Source organism: Paenibacillus sp. VCA1, from assembly GCF_031583795.1.
GTDB lineage: Bacteria > Bacillota > Bacilli > Paenibacillales > Paenibacillaceae > Paenibacillus_AQ > Paenibacillus_AQ albilobatus.
Genome location: NZ_JAVLSX010000007.1, coordinates 167457 through 187082 on the forward strand (window position 1 = coordinate 167457; position 19626 = coordinate 187082).

At 45.5% G+C, this 19626-nt stretch carries 22 protein-coding genes and 3 pseudogenes; 6 read left to right on the top strand and 19 right to left on the bottom strand.

The genetic code is table 11. The features are described from left to right. Positions 1 to 99: 99 nt before the first annotated feature. The 3 genes from RJP21_RS17495 to RJP21_RS17500 all read right to left on the bottom strand — a co-directional run bounded on the left by RJP21_RS17495 (position 100) and on the right by RJP21_RS17500 (position 1818). A complete protein-coding gene (locus tag RJP21_RS17495; protein ID WP_310860413.1) occupies positions 100 to 615 on the bottom strand; it encodes a GNAT family N-acetyltransferase in 516 nt (171 codons plus the stop codon). Positions 616 to 634: 19 nt separating this feature from the next. Then, positions 635 to 919, bottom strand: coding sequence for a GNAT family N-acetyltransferase (locus RJP21_RS31285; RefSeq protein WP_397386234.1), 285 nt, complete (start codon positions 917 to 919; stop codon positions 635 to 637). A gap of 290 nt (positions 920 to 1209) precedes the next feature. Further along, positions 1210 to 1818 (bottom strand): TetR/AcrR family transcriptional regulator, encoded by a 609-nt coding sequence (locus tag RJP21_RS17500; protein ID WP_310860414.1) that lies wholly within the window; start codon positions 1816 to 1818, stop codon positions 1210 to 1212. Positions 1819 to 2091: 273 nt separating this feature from the next. Between RJP21_RS17500 and RJP21_RS17505 the strand changes: the two genes are divergently transcribed. From RJP21_RS17505 to RJP21_RS17515, 3 genes are all read left to right on the top strand, one after another. Continuing rightward, a complete protein-coding gene (locus RJP21_RS17505) occupies positions 2092 to 2331 on the top strand; it encodes a hypothetical protein (RefSeq protein ID WP_310860415.1) in 240 nt (79 codons plus the stop codon). Positions 2332 to 2422: 91 nt separating this feature from the next. Continuing rightward, a complete protein-coding gene (locus tag RJP21_RS17510; protein ID WP_310860416.1) occupies positions 2423 to 3715 on the top strand; it encodes a DUF418 domain-containing protein in 1293 nt (430 codons plus the stop codon). Between the two features lie 434 nt (positions 3716 to 4149). After that, entirely contained in the window at positions 4150 to 4566 is a 417-nt protein-coding gene (locus RJP21_RS17515; RefSeq protein ID WP_310860417.1) for a VOC family protein, read from the top strand. A gap of 79 nt (positions 4567 to 4645) precedes the next feature. Here the strand turns inward: RJP21_RS17515 and RJP21_RS17520 are convergent. From RJP21_RS17520 to RJP21_RS17530, 4 genes and pseudogenes are all read right to left on the bottom strand, one after another. Continuing rightward, positions 4646 to 4963, bottom strand: a pseudogene (locus tag RJP21_RS17520) (SRPBCC domain-containing protein); the annotation flags it as partial. After that, positions 4935 to 5006, bottom strand: a pseudogene (locus RJP21_RS31470) (hypothetical protein); the annotation flags it as partial. The pseudogenes RJP21_RS31470 and RJP21_RS17520, both read right to left, overlap by 29 nt. Before the next feature lie 141 nt (positions 5007 to 5147). Beyond that, on the bottom strand, positions 5148 to 6104 hold the full coding sequence (locus RJP21_RS17525; protein WP_310860419.1) for a sigma-70 family RNA polymerase sigma factor: 957 nt from the start codon (positions 6102 to 6104) through the stop codon (positions 5148 to 5150). Positions 6105 to 6568: 464 nt separating this feature from the next. Further along, positions 6569 to 6827 (bottom strand): annotated as a pseudogene (locus RJP21_RS17530) (NAD-dependent epimerase/dehydratase family protein); the annotation flags it as partial. 136 nt (positions 6828 to 6963) lie between these two features. Here RJP21_RS17530 and RJP21_RS17535 point away from each other — a divergent pair. After that, positions 6964 to 7086 carry a hypothetical protein gene (locus RJP21_RS17535; protein WP_310860420.1) on the top strand — a complete coding sequence of 41 codons (123 nt, stop codon included), beginning with the start codon at positions 6964 to 6966 and terminating at the stop codon, positions 7084 to 7086. Between the two features lie 5 nt (positions 7087 to 7091). Here RJP21_RS17535 and RJP21_RS17540 read toward each other — a convergent pair whose 3' ends face one another. Continuing rightward, a complete protein-coding gene (locus RJP21_RS17540) occupies positions 7092 to 7580 on the bottom strand; it encodes a GNAT family N-acetyltransferase (protein ID WP_310860421.1) in 489 nt (162 codons plus the stop codon). 232 nt (positions 7581 to 7812) lie between these two features. Next, positions 7813 to 8682, bottom strand: a complete 870-nt coding sequence (locus RJP21_RS17545; protein WP_310860422.1) for a chemotaxis protein — start codon at positions 8680 to 8682, stop codon at positions 7813 to 7815. A 603-nt stretch (positions 8683 to 9285) separates the two neighbouring features. On the opposite strand from RJP21_RS17545, the gene RJP21_RS17550 reads away from it, so the two are divergent. Next, a complete protein-coding gene (locus RJP21_RS17550) occupies positions 9286 to 10221 on the top strand; it encodes a S66 peptidase family protein (protein WP_310860423.1) in 936 nt (311 codons plus the stop codon). Positions 10222 to 10359: 138 nt separating this feature from the next. On the opposite strand, the gene RJP21_RS17555 is transcribed toward RJP21_RS17550, so the two are convergent. The 10 genes from RJP21_RS17555 to RJP21_RS17600 form a co-directional block, all read right to left on the bottom strand. Continuing rightward, positions 10360 to 10575 carry an XRE family transcriptional regulator gene (locus tag RJP21_RS17555; RefSeq protein ID WP_310860424.1) on the bottom strand — a complete coding sequence of 72 codons (216 nt, stop codon included), beginning with the start codon at positions 10573 to 10575 and terminating at the stop codon, positions 10360 to 10362. Between the two features lie 200 nt (positions 10576 to 10775). Continuing rightward, positions 10776 to 12152 (bottom strand): flavin monoamine oxidase family protein, encoded by a 1377-nt coding sequence (locus RJP21_RS17560; protein ID WP_310860425.1) that lies wholly within the window; start codon positions 12150 to 12152, stop codon positions 10776 to 10778. A 260-nt stretch (positions 12153 to 12412) separates the two neighbouring features. After that, complete coding sequence (locus RJP21_RS17565) at positions 12413 to 13171, bottom strand: ABC transporter permease (RefSeq protein ID WP_310860426.1); 759 nt, start codon at positions 13169 to 13171, stop codon at positions 12413 to 12415. Then, positions 13168 to 13917 carry an ABC transporter permease gene (locus tag RJP21_RS17570; protein ID WP_310860427.1) on the bottom strand — a complete coding sequence of 250 codons (750 nt, stop codon included), beginning with the start codon at positions 13915 to 13917 and terminating at the stop codon, positions 13168 to 13170. Before RJP21_RS17570 ends, RJP21_RS17565 begins: the two co-directional genes overlap by 4 nt. Beyond that, positions 13914 to 14627: an ABC transporter ATP-binding protein gene (locus tag RJP21_RS17575; protein ID WP_310860428.1), complete on the bottom strand. Its 714-nt coding sequence runs from the start codon at positions 14625 to 14627 to the stop codon at positions 13914 to 13916. Before RJP21_RS17575 ends, RJP21_RS17570 begins: the two co-directional genes overlap by 4 nt. A 92-nt stretch (positions 14628 to 14719) precedes the next feature. Then, positions 14720 to 15730, bottom strand: coding sequence for a HAMP domain-containing sensor histidine kinase (locus RJP21_RS17580; RefSeq protein ID WP_310860429.1), 1011 nt, complete (start codon positions 15728 to 15730; stop codon positions 14720 to 14722). Further along, positions 15727 to 16404, bottom strand: a complete 678-nt coding sequence (locus RJP21_RS17585) for a response regulator transcription factor (RefSeq protein ID WP_310860430.1) — start codon at positions 16402 to 16404, stop codon at positions 15727 to 15729. Before RJP21_RS17585 ends, RJP21_RS17580 begins: the two co-directional genes overlap by 4 nt. A gap of 572 nt (positions 16405 to 16976) precedes the next feature. Next, on the bottom strand, positions 16977 to 17855 hold the full coding sequence (locus RJP21_RS17590; RefSeq protein WP_310860431.1) for a PhzF family phenazine biosynthesis protein: 879 nt from the start codon (positions 17853 to 17855) through the stop codon (positions 16977 to 16979). Positions 17856 to 18195: 340 nt separating this feature from the next. Further along, complete coding sequence (locus RJP21_RS17595; protein WP_310860432.1) at positions 18196 to 18369, bottom strand: hypothetical protein; 174 nt, start codon at positions 18367 to 18369, stop codon at positions 18196 to 18198. Then, positions 18356 to 18775, bottom strand: a complete 420-nt coding sequence (locus tag RJP21_RS17600; RefSeq protein WP_310860433.1) for a TetR/AcrR family transcriptional regulator — start codon at positions 18773 to 18775, stop codon at positions 18356 to 18358. Before RJP21_RS17600 ends, RJP21_RS17595 begins: the two co-directional genes overlap by 14 nt. A gap of 155 nt (positions 18776 to 18930) precedes the next feature. Between RJP21_RS17600 and RJP21_RS17605 the strand changes: the two genes are divergently transcribed. Beyond that, positions 18931 to 19617 (top strand): SDR family NAD(P)-dependent oxidoreductase, encoded by a 687-nt coding sequence (locus RJP21_RS17605; RefSeq protein WP_310860434.1) that lies wholly within the window; start codon positions 18931 to 18933, stop codon positions 19615 to 19617. The last annotated feature ends 9 nt before the right edge of the window (positions 19618 to 19626 follow it).

Genomic DNA, 19626 nt, shown 5'->3' on the forward strand with positions numbered 1-19626 from the left:
TTTTTAACTTTTTATTTTCAGCCAAGGTAACACAACCAGTGCTCTAATCGTGGGGTCACGCATATTACATGATCAATTGTTTTTTACTTTGTATTATGCTCATTTTGTTCGCTCTACAGAATACAGAAAAAATTCCATATCTATATTCCTAAAATTCTTAGTATCTTTATCAATAATATTCATACCGTTTCGAACAGCAACTTTTTGAGAGGCTATATTTGTGTCCCTAATAATAGAATAAACCCTATCTGCATTAAGAACCGAGAAAGCGTATTCCTTGCAAGCAATTGCCGCTTCTGTTGCGTAACCTTTGTGCCAATACGCTCTTTGAAACAAAAATCCTATTTCCAAAATTTCTTTTTCTCTCCAGCCCTGCATTGTCAAGCCACATTGACCAATCATTTCGTTTGTTACTTTTAATACAACAGCCCAAAGTCCAAAACCATACTCTTGATATCTTTTAAGGTGTCTGTTAAGCCAATTTTGTGCTTCTTCTAAGTTGAATGCACTACCATAAGCAGCACGCATTACTTCCTCATCACACAATATTCCGCACAATGCATCATAATCGGACTGCACCATTTCTCTAATTATAAGACGTTTTGTTTCTATCAAAAATCTCCCCCCTTTTATTTCAATAACCTTGCTTCATCAGTTGTTTTGACAATCCCTTACCCCGATGTTCAGGATGAGTCATTACAGTTCCGATTTGAAGAGCCCTTATGTCACCCTTAATGACCAAATTCATTTTACTTACTGAAACATTAGCAATTACCTCGTCATCGGCTACAAATGAATGGCATATATAACGGTCGTCCCAGGCTCCCTTTTGGTAAATACCAAATACTAACTTGGAAAGTCGATTGAAGCTTGCTCGGTACTCGTCATGGTATTTGTAGTCATAACTATGTATGATCACGAAATATGTTGTCCTTTCTAAATAGAATAATTATTTATTACGTGCTCCGCTATGTAGTTCCACGCACATCACTCCCTTAACCAAGCTACAGATAATACCTTGAGCTTACCATTAACCCCCAGATTTTGGCACGTAAAGAATACTTATAATTAAGCTATCGTGCCCGTTAGTTGAGAAAAAGGCAGCCGAACAAAAAAGCCGGCTACCTTCAAATGTCTTCATTGAACTATCGTTTCCCGTTAACGTAATGAGCCAATTTGAGGCCAACCTCACGGGAGACCCAATTTGCCCTAAGAGTTTGGTTTCGCGTCATGGAAGATCCGTTCGCTGATCAGCCGGAGAAAATGCGACCACTTTTCCTGGAACTCTGGATGATCTGGTGTTAGTCCTGTGATCATCCGAGTTACATTGCCGAAGAGAAGCGGATAGACGGTAAGACTTGAAATCATGAGAGTAAGGAATGCGGGATCCAGGTCTTTCGGCACCAATCCGATTTCTTGCTTGGCTCGCATGTCTTCATTGTAAGAATGGAGCACCTTTTCTCTTCGTTCTTCACCGTTGAGGTCGCTTGGAAAAGTTTCGATCGCCTCCCAAGCTGTGAACTTTAGAAAATCCATCAAATACTTCAGATTTACGTCCAGTCGGAATTCAGCAATATGAGCTGGATTTACCGGTAAAACAAGACCGCTGGGCGGAGCGTCAGACATCAAGTCCTCGATGGTCTCCATGATGAGTTGATCTTTGCTGCTGAAGTAATGATAAATTAATTGTTTCTTTACACCGGCTCGTTGAGCGATGGATTCAATTCTTGTTCCCGCATAGCCTTTCTCCAAGAACTCCCCTCGGGCTGCTTGTAAAATCGACTTGCGCGTACGCTCCGCATTTCGAATTTTCCCCATTCATTTAATTCCCTTTCCCTTTGTAGACTTCTTTTTATACTATTACTACGAGTTCAGTATGTCAAACTCAACTTTCAGTAAGTCAAACTAAATTTTCTATAAGTAAAATATTACTTGACATTTATAAAGTTAAAACAGATACTGAAAGCGTAACTTTACAAAAGTAAAATTAAAGAACCGTTAGGAGGAACAGAATGGGAAAAGTATCAGCTTCAATTTATGTGTCTATCGATGGAGTTATGGAGGAACCTGCTTGGACCGGGCCTTTCTGGAATGAAGAACTGGCTAATTTTCTTTTCCGGGTTGCGCCATGCAGCCGGGTGGGCCATCTGGGTTTTGCGAATCACCGTAATCCCGGTTGGCGCGTCCGTACCAGCATTGCGTCCGCATGTGGCTGATGGCTTCATTGCGTTGCTTTTCAACGATTCGCTCTGGCAAGGATTCGGTATGACGATTTTGCTGAGTTGCCTGTTGGCGGATGGCTGGCTGTTCACGCGCAGAAGGCCTTTTTGAACTGATCCGGACATCGAATCGCACGGCAGGGTTCAACGGGTAACGGTCCAGTCAATTCAAAAAAATGGATTATGTTTACGGGGAGGATCAAATGATGGTTACAGAAAAAAATCAAATAGGTAATGAAAAGGAACAAACACGGGAAATAAAAACCGGGGCGCGGGGACCGGTGCAGCGTACCGAACGCACATTGGCGCCTGATCTAGCCCGTGGGGCAATGCTTTTGTTCATCGCACTTGCCAACAGTGTAGGCTTCTTCATGCCGTTCGAGCCCGGCTTCGATACGACGCCACATGGAGTCGAGCGGGGCTGGAACTTCTTAATGAACGTGTTGATCCATGCGCGTGCATTCCCGATGTTCGGCGTCATGTTCGGGTACGGGTTGATCCAGCTCACCCAACGCCAGGACGCCGCCTCGGGTAACCCGTTAGTGGCGCGGAAGGTGCTGTTGAAGCGGAACGGCTGGCTGATCTTGTTCGGGTTTCTGCATGCAGCTCTGCTGTACTATGGCGACTTCCTCGGTGGTTATGGCATCGTCGGCATCCTCATCACCCTCTTGTTGTTGCGGCGCGGTGCTCGCGTACACGCGATCGCCTTATGGATCCAGGGCTTATACCTCTTATTCACGATCGTGCTTGCCGTGCTGGTGGTGCTCGGTCTCACGCACGACACGCACGGTACAGCCACGTTGCCAGGTAACACTATATCGTCGCTGTCGTCACCGGACTACCTGTCGTCGGTCATGGCGCGACTGTCCGAATGGCCTATCCACACGCTGACGCTCCTCGGGCTCATCCTCATCGTCTGGCTCGGTGTGTGGGCGGCTCGTCACCGGATCCTTGAGGAACCGGCTAGGCACGTCGGGAAGCTCGTAGTCGGCACGATGCTCGGGCTCGGCGTCGCCATCGGGGGTGGTGTGCCAATGGGGCTCTTCAGCGCTGGTTACCTACATCCGGACGAACAGACGCTGCAGTTGATCACTATACTTCACCAAGTATCGGGAATGTTTGGCGGTATGGGGTTCGTGTCGCTGTTCGGTCTTATAAGCCTGGCATTGATGAAGCGCAGCGCCGCACCGCGTGCAAACCTGTTCGTCGGAGCGCTCGCAGCGCTGGGCCAGCGCTCCTTGTCGGGATACCTCTTTCAGTCGCTATCATGGGTCTTGCTGGCGTCACCATACACCCTAGCGCTGGGGTCGAAGACTTCAAGCCCAACGTTCGTCGCGGCAGGATGTTCGGTGGCCGTATGGCTAGTCACGGTCGCTGCTGCTGGGCTAATGCAACGCTGCTCTTACCGGGGACCGGCCGAAACGCTGCTACGGCGTCTCACTTATGGCAAGCAGCACACACCTAGGCCAAGCAGCCAAGTACAACAACACCTATGAACTGTCGCGCGATTATGAAGTTGTAACTGGGGTCTCGCCAACTTTATATCACTTTTTCAACGTAAAGGAGTTTCGAATACAAAAACAGCCGGTTTTCCCCACGCTAAGGGTGTAACCGGCTTTATTGCTATCCTTTGTTGGGATATCGCCAACCAAATGACATAAAATCCACGTTAATAGTGGCACTAACAGCAAGCTGAAAATAAGACTTATCCAGACGAATTCCTTTTTAGAGAGGTTCACTCTTTATCCCTGCACAATAAGAATAAGCAACCTTACGGGAATGGCGGGTATCGGAACTCAATACCAAGTTATTTTTCAAAATTTACGCTTCCGAATCCATGAGACCGATGAATTCACGGATCGGCCGTCGTCTATATAAACGAAGGCATAAACATGAACACAAACTAATTTGACGAAGAGGTGTTTTGAAAATGGCATTAACGTCCGCATTCACGAGCTTCAACCTGCCTGTAAAAAACGTAGAACAATCGAAAGCGTTCTTCACCGGACTCGGATTCGAGCTCAACCCGCAATTTCCCGAGAACGACAATTCGGTAGCCATCCTGATCGGCGACAACCTGCAAGTCATGCTGATCACTCAAGCATTTTTTAATACGCTCACGGAGAAGGAATCCGTCGATACGAGCAAGTATGCGCAGATGACGATCGCATTGGCCTTCAAAAGCCGGGAAAAGGTCGATGAAATCGTGAATGCCGCGGTCTCCTTGGGCGGGAAATTGCACGCTGAACCTGAAGATCATGGGCTCATGTATCATTGGGGCTTCGTGGACTTGGACGGCCATCTGTGGGCCATTAACTACATGAACATGGATGCGGCACAAGGTTAAGGCTAACGAAGAGCACGCTCGTACTAGGGTTCAAAAAGAAAGACGCCGGGCAACTTCCCCGGAGTCTTTTTCGCGATGATTAGTTTTGCTCGGTATAGGCTTTGAAATGGTCCAAGATCGCTTGCCAGCCTGCTTGCTGGTACTCGACGGGGTTGGAGCTTTCCGCGTCGAACGTTTCAATGACCTTCGTCTCATTCCCTTGATCGACGAAAGCAATATCCACTCTTCTTCCGTCCTCCATGGTGTAGCCGATCGCCTCATGCCGATTCACGACATCGTAGACGCCGCCAAAATCAAAGCCCATGCTGCCATCCTTCGCTTCCATCCGTGTCAGAAACTTGCCGCCAACCCGCAGATCGTTTTCGGCTCTCGGCGCATGCCAGTCCTCGGACGCTTGATTCCACTTCGTGATGTGATCCGGCTCGGTCCAATAGCGCCATACCTTCTCGACAGGGGCCTCCATGACGGCTTGCACGGTTACTTTCGTCGGTTGACTCGTTTCCATTTTAAATAGACACCTCTCTCATGATATTCGTCGTTTGGTTATTCTCAATGATATAGACGTAAGCCAATGACGAAATTCATCGGTCAATTCGCTCAGGGAGCCCAAATCGCGAAAATAATGGCTTATGAATGAAGTTTTGAACGTGCAGGATTTGATTTTCTTTGGTTTCGATGACGTGGATGCCCCAGGGTATCAAGCCAGATCCCTCTTTGCCCGGCATATACTGGGCCAACGCCGGATAACCGCCATTCACCGTAATGGGTACAAATCGCGAACCTTCGCAATGCCAGCGAGTAAGTGAATAGAAGGCGGACAAATCTTCCTTGCCGCGGATCCACATCTCGAAGGGCGGCATCGACATGCAGCCTTCCTCGTGGAACAACGCGACGAGCGCATCAATATCGAATTGCTCGAAGGCCTCCACATACCGGGACAGCAGCTGCTGCTCCGGTTGAACGTCCATGCTGATGAGCTCATCCGAGCGAAGTTGCGCCCGGTCCATCGACTCTCGGGCTCTTTGCAAGGCGCTGTTCACCGCTGCCGGCGACATCGCCAACGTTTCCGCGATCTGCTTGGAGGACCATTCAAATACATCCTTCAAAATGAGTACCGCGCGCTGCCGCGGAGGCAAGGTCTGCAGGAGAGCGATGAAGCACAGTTGAAGGGTATCTCTGCGGACGAGCCGATCCTCCGGATTGCCCCCAAAGTCGGGAGACGGCCAGATCCAGGCAGAGTCCGGCAGCGTGTCGCGCGGCTCGACGATGGCGACGGCCGGGTCGGACAGGTCAACGGGAAGCGCGCGGCGTTTGGATTGTCTCAGCTTGTCCAAGCACAGGTTGGAGGCAATCCGATAGACCCAAGTTTTGAACGAGGACTCCTGTCTGAACGTGCTCCAGCTCTGCCAGACCCGAATACTCGTCTCCTGAACGGCATCGTCCGCATCGTCCATGGAGCCTAGCATTCGGTAACAGAACGAGGTTAAGCCCGGCTTCAAGCTTGCAAATAATGGTTCGTCAAATGCGGTCTCGTTCATCACGGCCTCCCTTAACGATCTCCCCGAAGGGCGGTTACTTCATTTTCTTCCATAAGGTTCTTTGTTTCTACAAAATGGTCTATTTTTCCTCCTATAAGGTTTTTAAATAAAAAATAAAACTTGCCTGGTCATGGCAAGTTTGGTTTGAATATTGGGGTAAGGGTGCAGTGTCACTAAATGGAGTGCCCCAAAAATCTATAATCGAAGTCCAGGTATATTAATTCGCCGGCTCCATGCCTATGACGGTGGCTTCCCTAGAGGTCACTACGGTCTAATACTTTATTTTATTATCTCAAAATGAAATGGCTACATAAGCTAGCTGAATGGACAAATTCTTTATTCTCAATGTTAGCTCTACAAATATGGATTTGTTTAGATCTTCATTAAAACGGTAATCGGACGATGTTCTTGTCCTTTTCGGCAATCGGTACAAGTTCTTGTCCTGGACCCGGGACAAGAACGGTCGCGACCCCGCCGGCATAGTCTGAGAAATCATGGATGAAGGCCAGATGAATCACCCCGTCCGCAGCAACTGCGCCTTCACGCAGGCTGTCGAGATCGTACGAGCGCACCGCGATGGACCTCGGCTCCGGCCCCCGTCAATACGGCGGCAGACTGGTCGGAGCGGGCGAGGCCGAGCACCTGATGTCCGGCATCAAGCAGCTGCTCGCGGACCACCGCCTTTCCGATGAAACCTGTTGCACCTGTAACAAAAACTCGCATCTTCAATTCCTCCTTCATGTGGATACCCCATTATAGGGTCCCCGCCGCCTGACAAGTTGCCTGTTTCGCCCGACTTCTTGCCTGATTCGCCGGATAAAAAATAACCCCCCAGCCCTGCGGCTGCGGGAGCGAGCGGGTGATTAGCCGATTCGAGTCATTCCTCGAACAATTCCTGTTGACGCAGGCGGGCGATGCCTCGGCCGGGCGGGCTGCCGAAGAAGCGGCTGTAGTCCCGGTCGAGGGAGCTGAGAAATATTGAGATTGCTACTCTGCCTTAGAAGGCAGCTTTAAAACGTATTCTTCGACTTCCTCAGCACGTGCATTGGAAAACCCCTTGTCTTCACCACAAATCTTAAATCCGCATTTTTCCAATACCCGAATAGAAGCCGTATTATCTTTCGCTGCACGAGCAAATAAGGGACGAATGTGTACATAGTCAAGAAGTTGAGAAAGTGATCTAGTTGCAACACCTCTTCCCCAATACTCTCGTCCGATCCAGTAGCTGACTTCCGGTTCACCGAACTGTTCAAAACTCGAAACATGCCCCGCTACTTGATCGTTAAAGAGTACGGTCTTTTTTATAATCCGATCGTCGTCCAATATCTTTTGCCAGTGAGACATAAAGGCAATCTTGTCCGTTGGAACTTTGGCAGTAAAGGCAGCCATATGGTTGGAAATTTTGTCTAATTGTTGCTCAAAAAATATCGGCAAGTCATCTTTATTCACGTCTCGCAATTTCACTTCGCTATTCATATTTTCACCTCACTAAGTGGTGTTATCGGAATTCTGACTTTTAATAAATTCAATATAAATGCTCAACTATCCTGCCCGTCGTCTTACAATGAAACTCTCGTGTCATACATTAAGTAACACCATTTTTTATCGGAAAAAATATAAGTTAAAAAACACACAGCCCCTACGTTTGTAAAATGCGATGCCCCAGGTTAATGAATACTATCATATTACGCCTTTATAAAGCACTGACTTAATGGATCGATTGTCGGGTTGTTTGGTTGTAAAGGTCTGCAAGCGATTTTGCAATCCGATCGATGACCGTCTTAGAGCGGTAATACCCGCCGTGTGAATTAAGTGGGGTGCTGGCCAGAAAACCTGGGTTTCTGACCTCCACATCTTCCGTCACGGCCGCATCATACTCCGCGCTTAAGCGCTTGAGCGGATAGGCGATCACATCATCTTTATCGTAGAAATTAACCCATTCGCCGTATGGGAGCCCTTCGGCCAAAAGAGCAGGCGAAGGAAACGATATCGGCTTGCCAAAGTCTTTGTACCGCATCGTCCAGATCGCGATCGGGCTGCCCATTGTGTAAAAATGTGTTAGCGTATCGCCGCGAACGAGTGCAGAAGGATTCTCACTTATCGAAGCAAGTTTGCCGCTTGGCAACCTACCGTTTTGCAAGTCATATAAGAAGTTACTCGCGATGATGGTGCCAAGACTGTGGCTTATGATGCACAACGGAGCGCAAGGTCCTGCGCACTGGGCGAGCTTCTGCAGCTTTTCATAAAATCGTTCGTGAATTGCGGTGTAGATGTAGTTCCTGTCATCGTCACCTGCTTTATGGGGCAGAGGCTGATAGGCAATCGCATCACCTAAAAAGCTGATCACGTATCCACGAGCATCGATCCACTTGTCCCAGTGCAGATTGTCAGGCGCAAGCTTTTCCTTGAGCTCATCTTCAAGTCGGTCAGTGATGTCCGCCCAATAAATCCCCTCGCTGACCAGCTCAACCGCGGGACATATTTCACATAACCGCTTGCTAATGACGCTTGCCATCGCCTCATGAAAATGTTCTTTTTGCTTTCCAATGCCGTGCACAAACCCTACCGCGATTTTCATCGAATTCCCCCACCACCTTCATCGCAAATCAACTTCCATATAATTCTAATTATATGGGGGAGCATTCATTCTTGTAACTACTCTTTATTGGCTCTTAAGGGTCTAATCCAATTCTGTCGAATAGTGGCTTTTCTTCAAATTAAGAAATTAACGTGAAGATGGCAATTCAAGTTCTTGCGCGCCCAGCACTGGGACGTCTGACCGTGACCGCCCTTTGGCTTGATAAAAACGGCAGCCGATCTTTTGATCGGCTGCCGCAGTATCCTAATTCAACAATCGTTCCTCGTTAGTTTCATTATGAAGCACTATTTGCCTCCCCCATCTCTCGCTTGGCTGTGCAGCTTCGGATCATTCCGGACATAATCCAGAAGATCGCCGGGTTGCCGACGAAACCTTGCTTCAGCGTATTCACGGTAAACCGAGCTTGGCCATGGTCTGTATTTTACGGACACTTGGACTCAACCAGATTTTATTCCCTTTATGAAAGAGGTTTCTTGTTCATTCAGGCTTCCTTTTAGTACTGTGCTTGGGACTTTGCCAATATACTCTAAAGATATGTTAATCACAATGGCTTTTTCAATTTTCAGGAAGGAAGATAAGCATATGCCGATAAGACCGCCAATCTTGCAGAGGGGCGATACCGTTGGAGTCGTTACCTTGGGCAGCCCGCTCGCTGCAGACGTAATTAATGCACGGATCGAAGTTTTGAGAGCAATGGGGTTCAATGTTGTATTGGGTCAATATGTATATGCGCAAAACGGGTTTCTTGCCGGCACAGACGAGCAGCGGGCTTCTGATTTGATGATGATGTTTCAAGACGAGCGGGTTAAAATGATACTACCTACCAGAGGCGGTACAGGAGTGGCTGGAATTCTTCCTTACATTGATTATACTGTAATCCGAAATAATCCAAAAATCGTTACAGGTTACAGCGATATAACGGTATTATTAAACGTACTGCATCAATATGTGGATTTAATAACATTCCATAGTCTGCTGCTTATTGACTTCAAATCCGAAACGCCCGCTTATAATTTCGATCAGTTTTTTTCCGCGACGTCCGTATATTCATTAACCCGGACAATCTTGAATCCGCCGGGGATGCCGCTGATAAGCCGTGTTCCGGGCAACGTTACCGGGCAGCTTGTGGGCGGTAATCTGACATCCTTTGTCGATACGTTGGGCACGCCTTTCGAAATTGATACAAGGGGTAAAATTATCTTTCTTGAAGAAACACATGAACCTACCAATACCGTCTACAGGTACTTGAATCATTTGAAGCTTGCGGGAAAATTTCGTGACTGCATCGGCATTATTATGGGAGAGTGCACAGGCTGCCAGGCAGCTTATGGTAAATCTTATGAGGATATCATCAACGAATTTGTTGTACCTCTTGGTAAGCCGATGATAACGAACCTTGCCACAGGTCATGGATTTTATAAAGCCGCTTTGCCGATAGGCGCAACCGTTAACCTCGATTCAGTCAATGCTAGAATAACTATAGTTGAACCTACCATCAGCTTTATCCAATCGTTATGACCAACTCCCCTTTGCTTCTAAGGAGAGGTTTTAATCTGGTTGCTGCTGTTATAAACTAGCGTTTCCCGTTAGCTTAATAGATCACATTTGTAGTCTCGATGCTACCTGCAACTTATTCCGTTAATCACCCTTTACTTCTTATTCGTTCGGAATTAATTCATACAAGGCACGAACATCACAACCGATGGAATCGGCGATCGATATGGCAATTTTGAGTGGCATCACTCTTTTGTTTTCAATAAAGTCATAAATTCGTTCCGGTTTCAAAAGCAAGTCTTTTGCCAGCCATTCCGCTGACTTTCCGGATTCCATCAATCGTTCATTCAGCAAGCAACGTCCAAGTTCAAATTTCAAGAAGCCATGACCTCCCGCACAAAAAATATTTACTTAATCTTAAGCGTTGTCCATTGCCAGCATGAGTATACTTTATCAATTACGGTTAAAACAAAAAAAGCCGCAGCTACGCGGCTATTAAGCGTGTATGTTCTTGTCGTCTTAAAGATTTTATTGATCAAGTCCCACGGCAACCTCATGGCTCAGGTTATTGTCTCGTACTAGTTATTAATGCTGTTTCCTGCAATGATTTGATTTACAGTTCGCAACGCTGAAGAGATCGCACCTTCAATCCAACCGGGAAAAAGACTTGTATGATCGCCAGCGAAGTAAATTCTACCTTGTTCGGCAGACAGTGTTGGGAGCATTCGAATCATCTGTTTCGGCTTATACCAAGCATACGCTCCTCGAGAGTACGGATGATGATCCCAAGAAAAGACCGTCCCTCCTTCATAATTAGACGACAATTCAGGAAGCACCTGTTTGAATTCTGATACAACTGAATTAAAATTACCGGCTCTAGAGATTTCCCGCGCCGATTCACCGGAGGAGTACGAACAAATTAACCCCCTCCTTGATGGCGTTTGAGCGAATGTAGCATCAAGCAACCACCCAATTTTCAGATCCGTATTTACTGTTGTAAAGGAACTTAAGTTGTTCCAGAATCTAGTTCTGCTTTGTATGACGGTGCGCGTAACGGAAGTTGAAAGTTGATTTTGAATGACATCATTTTTTTCTTTGTTAAGAGGCGGAGAAAAATGAATTGTACGCAAAACTGTAGAGGGAATGGCTACTATGACCCGATCACAGCAGATCGTGAAAACCTCGCCGGAATGATTAAATCGGATAGTGACTCCTTTATTACTCTGTTCAATATGCGTGACAGCACATCCATAACTGATGTTAGAGCCAATTGTAAGGGCAAGCTTTTTCGGTAATTGATCCATGCCACCTACTATAGTCTTTGTACCTCTTTCGGAACCGGCCATTTTTAAATCAAGCAGCCGCTGTAATGCAGATACTTTGCGAATACCATCTCCTAACATCTGCATATATCCGATTTCAAACAGCTTAATCGCACCCGAAGATGCCCCTTGACCTCTAAGATATTCTTCCATTGTCATTGAATCGAGCTGTACCGCTTGTTTTGTGGGCCAGCCCGGCAAAAAAGGATTGCCTGTCGCTTTAAGCCCCGGCGTGAGATACTTTTCCAACATTCCCGCATATCCTAAAATTCTTTCCTCGGCTGTAAGTGAAACAGGCCATTGTGCAGGTTCAGCCGGAGAATCTATGATGAATCTCCCGTCGATATAGGACAAACTTCTATTGGGGACTGGTAAATTTATGAATTGAACCCCGGCTTGCCGGGCATAACTCAATGTGAGAAAATGATGCTCTCCAATGAAGGCAGCCCCCATTTCACAATACAATCCGTCGGCAAATTGATCCCGCATCGTGTATATGCGACCACCCGGTTGGCTATTTGCCTCTAATAAACGCACGTTATATCCTTGTTTCATAAGCTCCAAAGTGCATACCAAACCCGCCATCCCTGCCCCAATAACTACAATTCGCTCAGGAAAACGACCTATTGCCATAAAATCCGATTCCTCCAATATTACTTTTGTAAAACATCATGTGCGTTTGTAATCCAATTCGTTCCTGGGCACTTCTTATTATTCTATGCTGCCCGTTACTTCAATAAAAAAGGAACAGCTGCCGGCCCACGGCATTCTGTTCCATTATTTTGAATTATCGTTCCCATTAGCTTAACAAACTGATGTAGGGGAAATCGATTTAAGCCAATCCTATTCCAGATGGGCGAATTATTTACCTTATTTTGTAAAAAACAAAACACTTAGGCATCCCGTTTACGGTAAAATACAATAGCTGCAGTAATTATGATCAGTGTCCATAACATTAATATCCCTTTCCCTTGCATTGGGGTAAGGACATTTATTTCATTAGGAGAAGGCCGCAAATACATATAAGATCCTGCCGTATCCGGAAAATACTTTTTAAACGCAGGCAGAAAATCTCCCGAAAATGGACTGACAACGTAATAATAACCAAGCAGGACCACTAAAGCAGGAGTGGTTCGTCTTATTAAAGCTCCCACAGCTGCACTGAGAAGTGCGGTGAATGTTAGATAGCCGGTCGCGCCTACCAATGCTTCTATCATGATGTCTATTTCAAACCCTACCGCTGTGTCTCTCATCCTAATAAAAGTATATAGCACACCGGATGCAGCAATAATAAAAGCCGCCGGAATGGTTATTGCCGCCAATGCCAAATGCTTTACGGATAATTGAAACCCGCGCCAAGGCATCGTAGTTAACGTCGTTCGAATCTGTCCACCGGCATACTCCGAACAAGAAGCTAAGATTCCAAGAATAACGAATCCTGCTTGAAGATAGCCCATGGAAGCGAAACCTGTATCCAGCACACTTTGCGTCCCCGCTTCCCCTTGCAGACCAACCGAAGTAAAAGCTGCGGCTAAAACCAAATTAAGAATGAATGCGCCCACAAGAGTGAGCCATGTGCATGGTAATGTTACTAATTTATCCAGTTCAGCACCAAGAATTAGGGTTAACTTTTTACTAGAAGGGACACTCATGCTGCAACGTCCCTCCTATGAAATACAATAGCTGCAACAATGAAAAGAACGACTGCCCAAGCAAACATGACTAAACCGCCTGTGAACGGGGTGAGAAATCTGTCGCTCGTAAACATAAACATTTCAAGTCCTGCCCGATCCGGTAAGTATAACGCTAACTTTGTAACCTTAGAAAGCAGGAAACTGAATGATACAACGGATGTGTTTATGATGAGCACAGCAAGCGGAATAATGCCATTCTTCGTAAGAACAGTAATCCCAAATGCCAAAAGAGCAGTAAATGTCCAGTAACAAACTGCACCGAACAGTTTAGTCCCTTCAAATGCAGGGGTATATTCACCAAGAACAAGCTGCGTGGCTGACAAAGTGGTCATAATAGCAACAATACTAAGCAGTATGCTGATCACTGTCACAGCGCCTGCTTTGGCCAGCAAAAAATGAAGCCGGGATGAAATAACCGTTAAGCTTGTTGTAATCTGTTGCCCTCCACCAGATTCACTGCTCTCTGTCAAATACTCACTGCTGACGGCAAGAACACCGAGAATAATGACACCTTGCACACCAAGACCTAACCCAATGTAGCCGACTTCCGATAGCCGTGTGCTAACTCCAGCTATAATCTCTTCTTTTTGCGCTATACTGTCCAAGGCGGCAATGACCGCTGGGGCAACGACTCCAATAAGAAAGGCAAGCCAAATGCCCGGCAGAGAGAACAATTTGGATAGTTCCGCGTTGAATGCCCTCATACTGCATCACCTGCTTTGTCAGATGTCAGGGCAAAAAATGCTTCCTCCAACGTGGAATGGTTGCCTATGACTTCATCCAATGTTCCATATGCAACGATTTTTCCATGATTAATGATCACCACATCATCAACCGTCTCTGCAAGCTCGCCTATGTGATGACTGGATAGCAGCACTGTGTTACCAGACGCAGCTCGTTCACGTAAAAATGTCCGAATGAAGCGAATACCTTCCGGGTCGAGCCCGTTTACGGGTTCATCTAAAACCATAATTGGGGGATCACCCAATAGTGCAGCCGCCATTCCAAGTCTTCTCCCCATACCAAGCGAATACTTCCCGACTCTTTTGTCAGCTGCTTTAGTAAGACCTACTATTTCTAAAACTTCCTCGACACGTGAGCTAGGCAATCCTGCGGCACGGACAATCCAACGTAAATGTGCGCGTCCTGTTCGCATACGATGGGCCCCGGATCCATCCAATGCAGCGCCTATTGTTGCTAAAGGATTATGTATTGCTGCGAATGGCTTGCCATTAATTAGCGCACTTCCTGAGGAGGCATGATCTAATCCAAGCAGGATGCGAAGCGTAGAACTTTTGCCTGCCCCGTTTGGACCTAAAAAACCAGTTACTCTGCCTGGCCTTGCTTTAAAGCTGATACCTGATAAGATTTCCCAAGTTCCGCGATGTTTGACTAAGTTATTAATTTCAAGCAACCATAACACTTCCTTTCTGTTATGGTTCCAATTATAAAGAGGCAAAGTTACATCTCGGTTATCATGCTGTTTACTTCTGGGTTAACTTTAGGTTACGCTCTTCCAATAGCTACTCTTGTTCCATTTTCATTTGACGTAAAGTCAGCTTTCAGCTTCATTTTTTTCAACATATAATTTGAAGTCGATAAACCGATTCCCGCTCCATGCTCATAGGAGGAGTTATCCATACCCGGACCTCTGTCTGCAACAATGATCTGTTCTTTTTCTACTTCAACCACGATGGTTGCATATTTCCCCTCTGCTGCATGGCGAAGAATATTTTGTAATAAATTATCCAGAACCCTTGCCATCCATTTAGGGTCTGCTTCCCAATAAAAAGTTTCGTCTCCCGGTAAAACAACATCGAGCTGAATTTCTTTCTCTTCAAATGCAGGATACCACGCAGCAACAGATGCTCTGACTAAACGTACAATATCTGTTGAAGCGGGATGATAAGGATGTTTCCCTGATGTAAGCAATGTATAGGAAAGTAAATCATCCATGAGATCTCCGACTCGTGTAATCGTATGGTTGATCTCTGTTAACGAGTTTTGTCCTTCTAGGCTTAAGGATTCGTGATTTAATCTGGTGACATGTCCTCTCAAAATGGTAAGCGGCGTTCGTAAGTCGTGGGATAAATTCGCAACGAGCCGATGTCGTAACAATTCCTCTTCATATTCTCTCTTGCGGCTGTCTTCAAGCTGCTGAATCATCCAATTAAAAGAACTTCCCAACTGGTCTATTTCATCCATACGATCACTTTGAACTGATACGGGTTTAGGAAATGAGTTATTTTTAGCTGAAGATGACATGACTTCCTGTAAGCGGGTGAAACGTTTGCGAAGTTTCAAGAAGAACAGCCAAGATAATGTAACAAACGCGACAATAATAAAACCAAACAATAGCACGGAAACGTAAAACAAATTTAACGTATTTAGATCTTTTTCATGAATACCAGAAAATCCAAAAAAAGCGCTGAAGAAAATTAGCATCATGGGAGGAAAAAAGATAAATAGAAAATGTACTTTTAAAAAACGACGAAATAACGATCTTGTCTGCTTCATAGTTTCACCCGATAGCCTATTCCCTTCAACGTTTCAATAATTTCCGGGGAATCCGGATAACGTTCCAGCTTTTGACGCAGTCGATGGATATGCACCATTAATGTTTTATCGCCCGTTATAAAAGCTTCTTCCCAAATAGCTTCATAAATTTGTTCTTTTGGTAAAACTTGATTCGGGTGCCGTAAGAAGTACATTAAGATTTGATGTTGTTTCCCTGTCAATATAATTTCTTCTCCCGTGCGTTTGTCAAATACCATTTGGCCTTCCGGATCTACTTCAATCTGATTTCCTAATGAAATGCGTTCGGAATGGGTTCCACCACTTCGGCGGATTAATACTTCTAATCTTGCAATCAATTCATCCGTATGGAATGGTTTCGTTACATAGTCATCGGCAAATTGTAAACCATCTACCTTATCACCGATCGATGTTCGAGCAGACAACAGCAAAATAGGAACAGCAGGAGCTGCCTTTTTTAACCGTTTTCCCACCGTAAATCCGTCTAAGCCGGGTAACATGATATCCAAAATAACGACTTCATGCTGATTGACTTCTCTTTCGGCATCTTCGCCGGAAAGCAGCCACTGAACCGAAAATCCTCGCCGTTCCAATTCTTCTTTTAGCAGGCTGCCTATTTTTTCATTATCTTCAATATATAATACGTTTCTTTTCAAGTAACATCCCTCTCTCTACATATTATCCCACTCATTCCTCTGCTCGTTGATCTCAAAAAGCGAAATCAAATCTTCCGGCAATGCTGTATAGTTCACTTCCTCGTTCCATACTTTTTCATATATTATCATAATTTGTGAATTGACATGGCTTAGGTTGATAACGTTCACCGTTGGAACACCTAATCACAAAGGTCCTCCACAATGTACCCAATTTTGTGTCAAATTCCTACAACGGGGTCACATTTCTGCATTTTTTATTACACAAATCAAAAAAAGCCCTAAGAATCAGGCTTTAGTATTGGTCTTGATGTGGTCACATTTCTCCGGTTTTGATTTATATTCGGGTTCTTTGTCATAACTGTGCTGTGGCCGGCAGGTTGCTCCAACCGGTTCGATTCGACAGCTCGGTACCAACGCTCGAATTGTTTGAATGCCCCTCTATATATAATCTCAATGTGCTCGTTAAGCATATGATGGCTACCAACCTGAAGTCTCTGCTGAAACAAGCTCCGTTCGAGAGGTATTTAAGCTGGGGGCTCGAAGACCCTCAAGGGGATAAGGAGCAACTCCTTTTATATCGTGATATGTCTTCGTTCAATGCCAACCACTGTACCGCCAACCCGAACCTGGTTGATTTCACCGCTCTCGCTCAGGCGCAATCCTACCTTGATTTCAGAAGGACAATCCATCGAATACCCTTGCCTGAACATGACGTTCTCCACTTCCCGCAAAGATCGTTGGCCATGTTGGTACAAATAGCTGAGCAGGGCACCGTTGGAGGTTCCTGTCGCACTCTCCTCGGGAATATCGTACAGCGGCGCAAAATTCCGGCATTCCGCAGCAGCATCGTCTGGAGTATCCAGCGTGAACAGATGATATCCAACCACATCATATTTTTCGCTTATGGCGGTTATAGCGTCAAAATTTGGCTGAACCTCATTCAAGAGCTTCCTGCTGCGGATGGGGATCAAAATGTCCCTCAGCCCCGTCGAAACAATCTGGATGGGCAACCCGGTTTCCAGATCCTCGGCATCCATCCCCAAAGATGGGGCGATTTCCTCACAGGATATCCTTTCAAGAAATTGTGGTAAAGCCTGTGACAAATAAACAAGACCCTCGGAGCTAATATCGACATCCAAAATCCCTGCCTTGGTTTCTATCGTATAGGAAGTCCCTTCCTTTGCCAAACCCAGCGAATGCATTAGTCCAAATGCAGCAATCGTGGCGTGTCCGCACAGATCAACTTCGCTGGCGGGGGTGAAATAGCGGATTTTGTAATCCGCAAGCAAGGATTTTTCCATAAAGGCCGTTTCCGAAAAGCCCAAATCCTTCGCTATGAGCTGCATCTCGGCAGCATTCAGCGAAAGGCCAGCCTCCAAGACAACGCCTGCTGGATTACCGCCACGGTCCCCTTTCGCAAACGCATTTAACGTATACACTTCCACATTCATGTTCCTCTCGTCCTCTCCTTATCTTAAAAAACGAGGTGCGCAACCGTACGTCCTACTCGATGCCATGAAACGGATGTCGGGGCTCCCGCGCAACTTGGAATCGTTCCGTTTCCGTAACATACGAATGATAATGATTATTCAAGTCAATCTCCCCCGCTCCGTACGGCATTGCATTATGTTCGCTCCAGACGGGCTCTCCCTGCCCATCAGTCTCCATATACACCGTACCGTAACAATTGCAAGCCACATGGTCTGGACGACAAAAAGATCCGCCTTCCAGGAAAGCCCGGCCAATGCAGGGCGCTAAATAAGATGACTATATTTAGAAATACGCTGCCCGTTAGCGTAATGCTCCTTCGAAAGACTGAGATCCAGCTACTACAAATAAAGCAATCTTCTTGGCGACTTCCTCTTTATTCATGGTGACGCTACCTGTGGCCAATTGCAAGGCACCTTCATGAATGATTTGTGCAAAAATAGGCACAAACATGTTCTTTTCGTTATCGGTATACATTTGTTCCAAACTTTTCGACAAAAAAAGCCTTCAATTCATTTAGTATTTTTTCTCGCATTTGAGGTAAGACCAAGCCACCATAGCTGCTGCGACATTCAATGTTCGGTTGTTGATAGAAATCAGATACCGCTAAAATGAGTTGATGTATGCGATTCAGATCGAATTTCACAACACCAGAAGTATGCTTTTCGATAGAGGCTGAGGCGAAATCCCCCATAATATAATCGATTAAATCGTATTTATCATTAAAGTGTGCATAGAATGTAGCCCGATTAACCTGCGCTCCCCTTGTTATATCCGCGATTGTAATTTTTTCAAAATCCTTTTTGGAAGCCAAATTGAAAAAAGCATTAATCAATGATTGTTTGGTTTGTGTCATTCGTATATTCCTTGCTTTTGTGGCCATTTCCTTCACCTCTAACCCAACAATTTATGATTCTTGTGGCTATAGCAACATTCGCACAGGGTTGTTGATTGTTGCATTAAACCTTTGGTTGTATAGTTTTCATTAAAGCAACATGTGTTTCTTTTAATATATCATATATAAGGAGCTGACGAAAAATGAAAACTATTGTCATCGTTGGTGCAGGTCTTGGATTAGGTTTGTCTCTAGCCAAAAAATTCGGAAAGAATGGATTTAGGGTAGCAGTGATTGCACGTAACCCTGAGAAATTAGCAATTATTGAACGTGAACTTAGAGGATTAAATATTGAAACGCAATCTTTTGTAGCGGATGTCACGGACTTAGCTGCTTTAAAACAAGCCATTCAAGCAGCTAAAAAGGAGTTTGGTTCGATTGATGTACTGGAATTTAGCCCCTATGCCAGGGAAGATAAATTCACACACGTGCTGGAAACTACGCCTCAAAGTGTATTAGATATTATGAAAAGCTATTTGCTGGCTGGCGTTCTTTCCGTTAATGAGGTTCTACCGGATATGATAAGTAACGGTTCTGGTGCAATTTTACTTACGACAGGCGTATCTACTATGTTCCCTTTACCTTATGCCGGGAATGCCGGAGTCGTTGGGGCTGGTATTCGTAATTATGCCGCAAACCTGCACAATGAGTTGAAAGAAAAAGGGGTGTTTGTCGGACATCTTTCAATCGGAGCCATGATACAACCCGGAACAGCAGGGGACCCAGATGATATTGCTGAAGCTTGGTATAATTTATATGAGAAAAAGGACCATTTTGAAGAAATATTCCCTCCAGGGCTTGATCCAACTACAATTCTTGGTGAAAATTAATACGAAAGA

Bases quoted from the DNA above. Each gene is read 5' to 3' on its own strand.
- RJP21_RS17500 (WP_310860414.1), bottom strand. From the start codon at position 1,818: ATGGGGAAAATTCGAAATGCGGAGCGTACGCGCAAGTCGATTTTACAA.
- RJP21_RS17505 (WP_310860415.1), top strand. From the start codon at position 2,092: ATGAAGAACTGGCTAATTTTCTTTTCCGGGTTGCGCCATGCAGCCGGG.
- RJP21_RS17510 (WP_310860416.1), top strand. From the start codon at position 2,423: ATGATGGTTACAGAAAAAAATCAAATAGGTAATGAAAAGGAACAAACA.
- RJP21_RS17515 (WP_310860417.1), top strand. From the start codon at position 4,150: ATGGCATTAACGTCCGCATTCACGAGCTTCAACCTGCCTGTAAAAAAC.
- RJP21_RS17525 (WP_310860419.1), bottom strand. From the start codon at position 6,104: ATGAACGAGACCGCATTTGACGAACCATTATTTGCAAGCTTGAAGCCG.
- RJP21_RS17540 (WP_310860421.1), bottom strand. From the start codon at position 7,580: ATGAATAGCGAAGTGAAATTGCGAGACGTGAATAAAGATGACTTGCCG.
- RJP21_RS17545 (WP_310860422.1), bottom strand. From the start codon at position 8,682: ATGAAAATCGCGGTAGGGTTTGTGCACGGCATTGGAAAGCAAAAAGAA.
- RJP21_RS17550 (WP_310860423.1), top strand. From the start codon at position 9,286: ATGCCGATAAGACCGCCAATCTTGCAGAGGGGCGATACCGTTGGAGTC.
- RJP21_RS17560 (WP_310860425.1), bottom strand. From the start codon at position 12,152: ATGGCAATAGGTCGTTTTCCTGAGCGAATTGTAGTTATTGGGGCAGGG.
- RJP21_RS17565 (WP_310860426.1), bottom strand. From the start codon at position 13,171: ATGAGTGTCCCTTCTAGTAAAAAGTTAACCCTAATTCTTGGTGCTGAA.
- RJP21_RS17570 (WP_310860427.1), bottom strand. From the start codon at position 13,917: ATGAGGGCATTCAACGCGGAACTATCCAAATTGTTCTCTCTGCCGGGC.
- RJP21_RS17580 (WP_310860429.1), bottom strand. From the start codon at position 15,730: ATGAAGCAGACAAGATCGTTATTTCGTCGTTTTTTAAAAGTACATTTT.
- RJP21_RS17590 (WP_310860431.1), bottom strand. From the start codon at position 17,855: ATGAATGTGGAAGTGTATACGTTAAATGCGTTTGCGAAAGGGGACCGT.
- RJP21_RS17595 (WP_310860432.1), bottom strand. From the start codon at position 18,369: ATGTATACCGATAACGAAAAGAACATGTTTGTGCCTATTTTTGCACAA.
- RJP21_RS17600 (WP_310860433.1), bottom strand. From the start codon at position 18,775: ATGGCCACAAAAGCAAGGAATATACGAATGACACAAACCAAACAATCA.
- RJP21_RS17605 (WP_310860434.1), top strand. From the start codon at position 18,931: ATGAAAACTATTGTCATCGTTGGTGCAGGTCTTGGATTAGGTTTGTCT.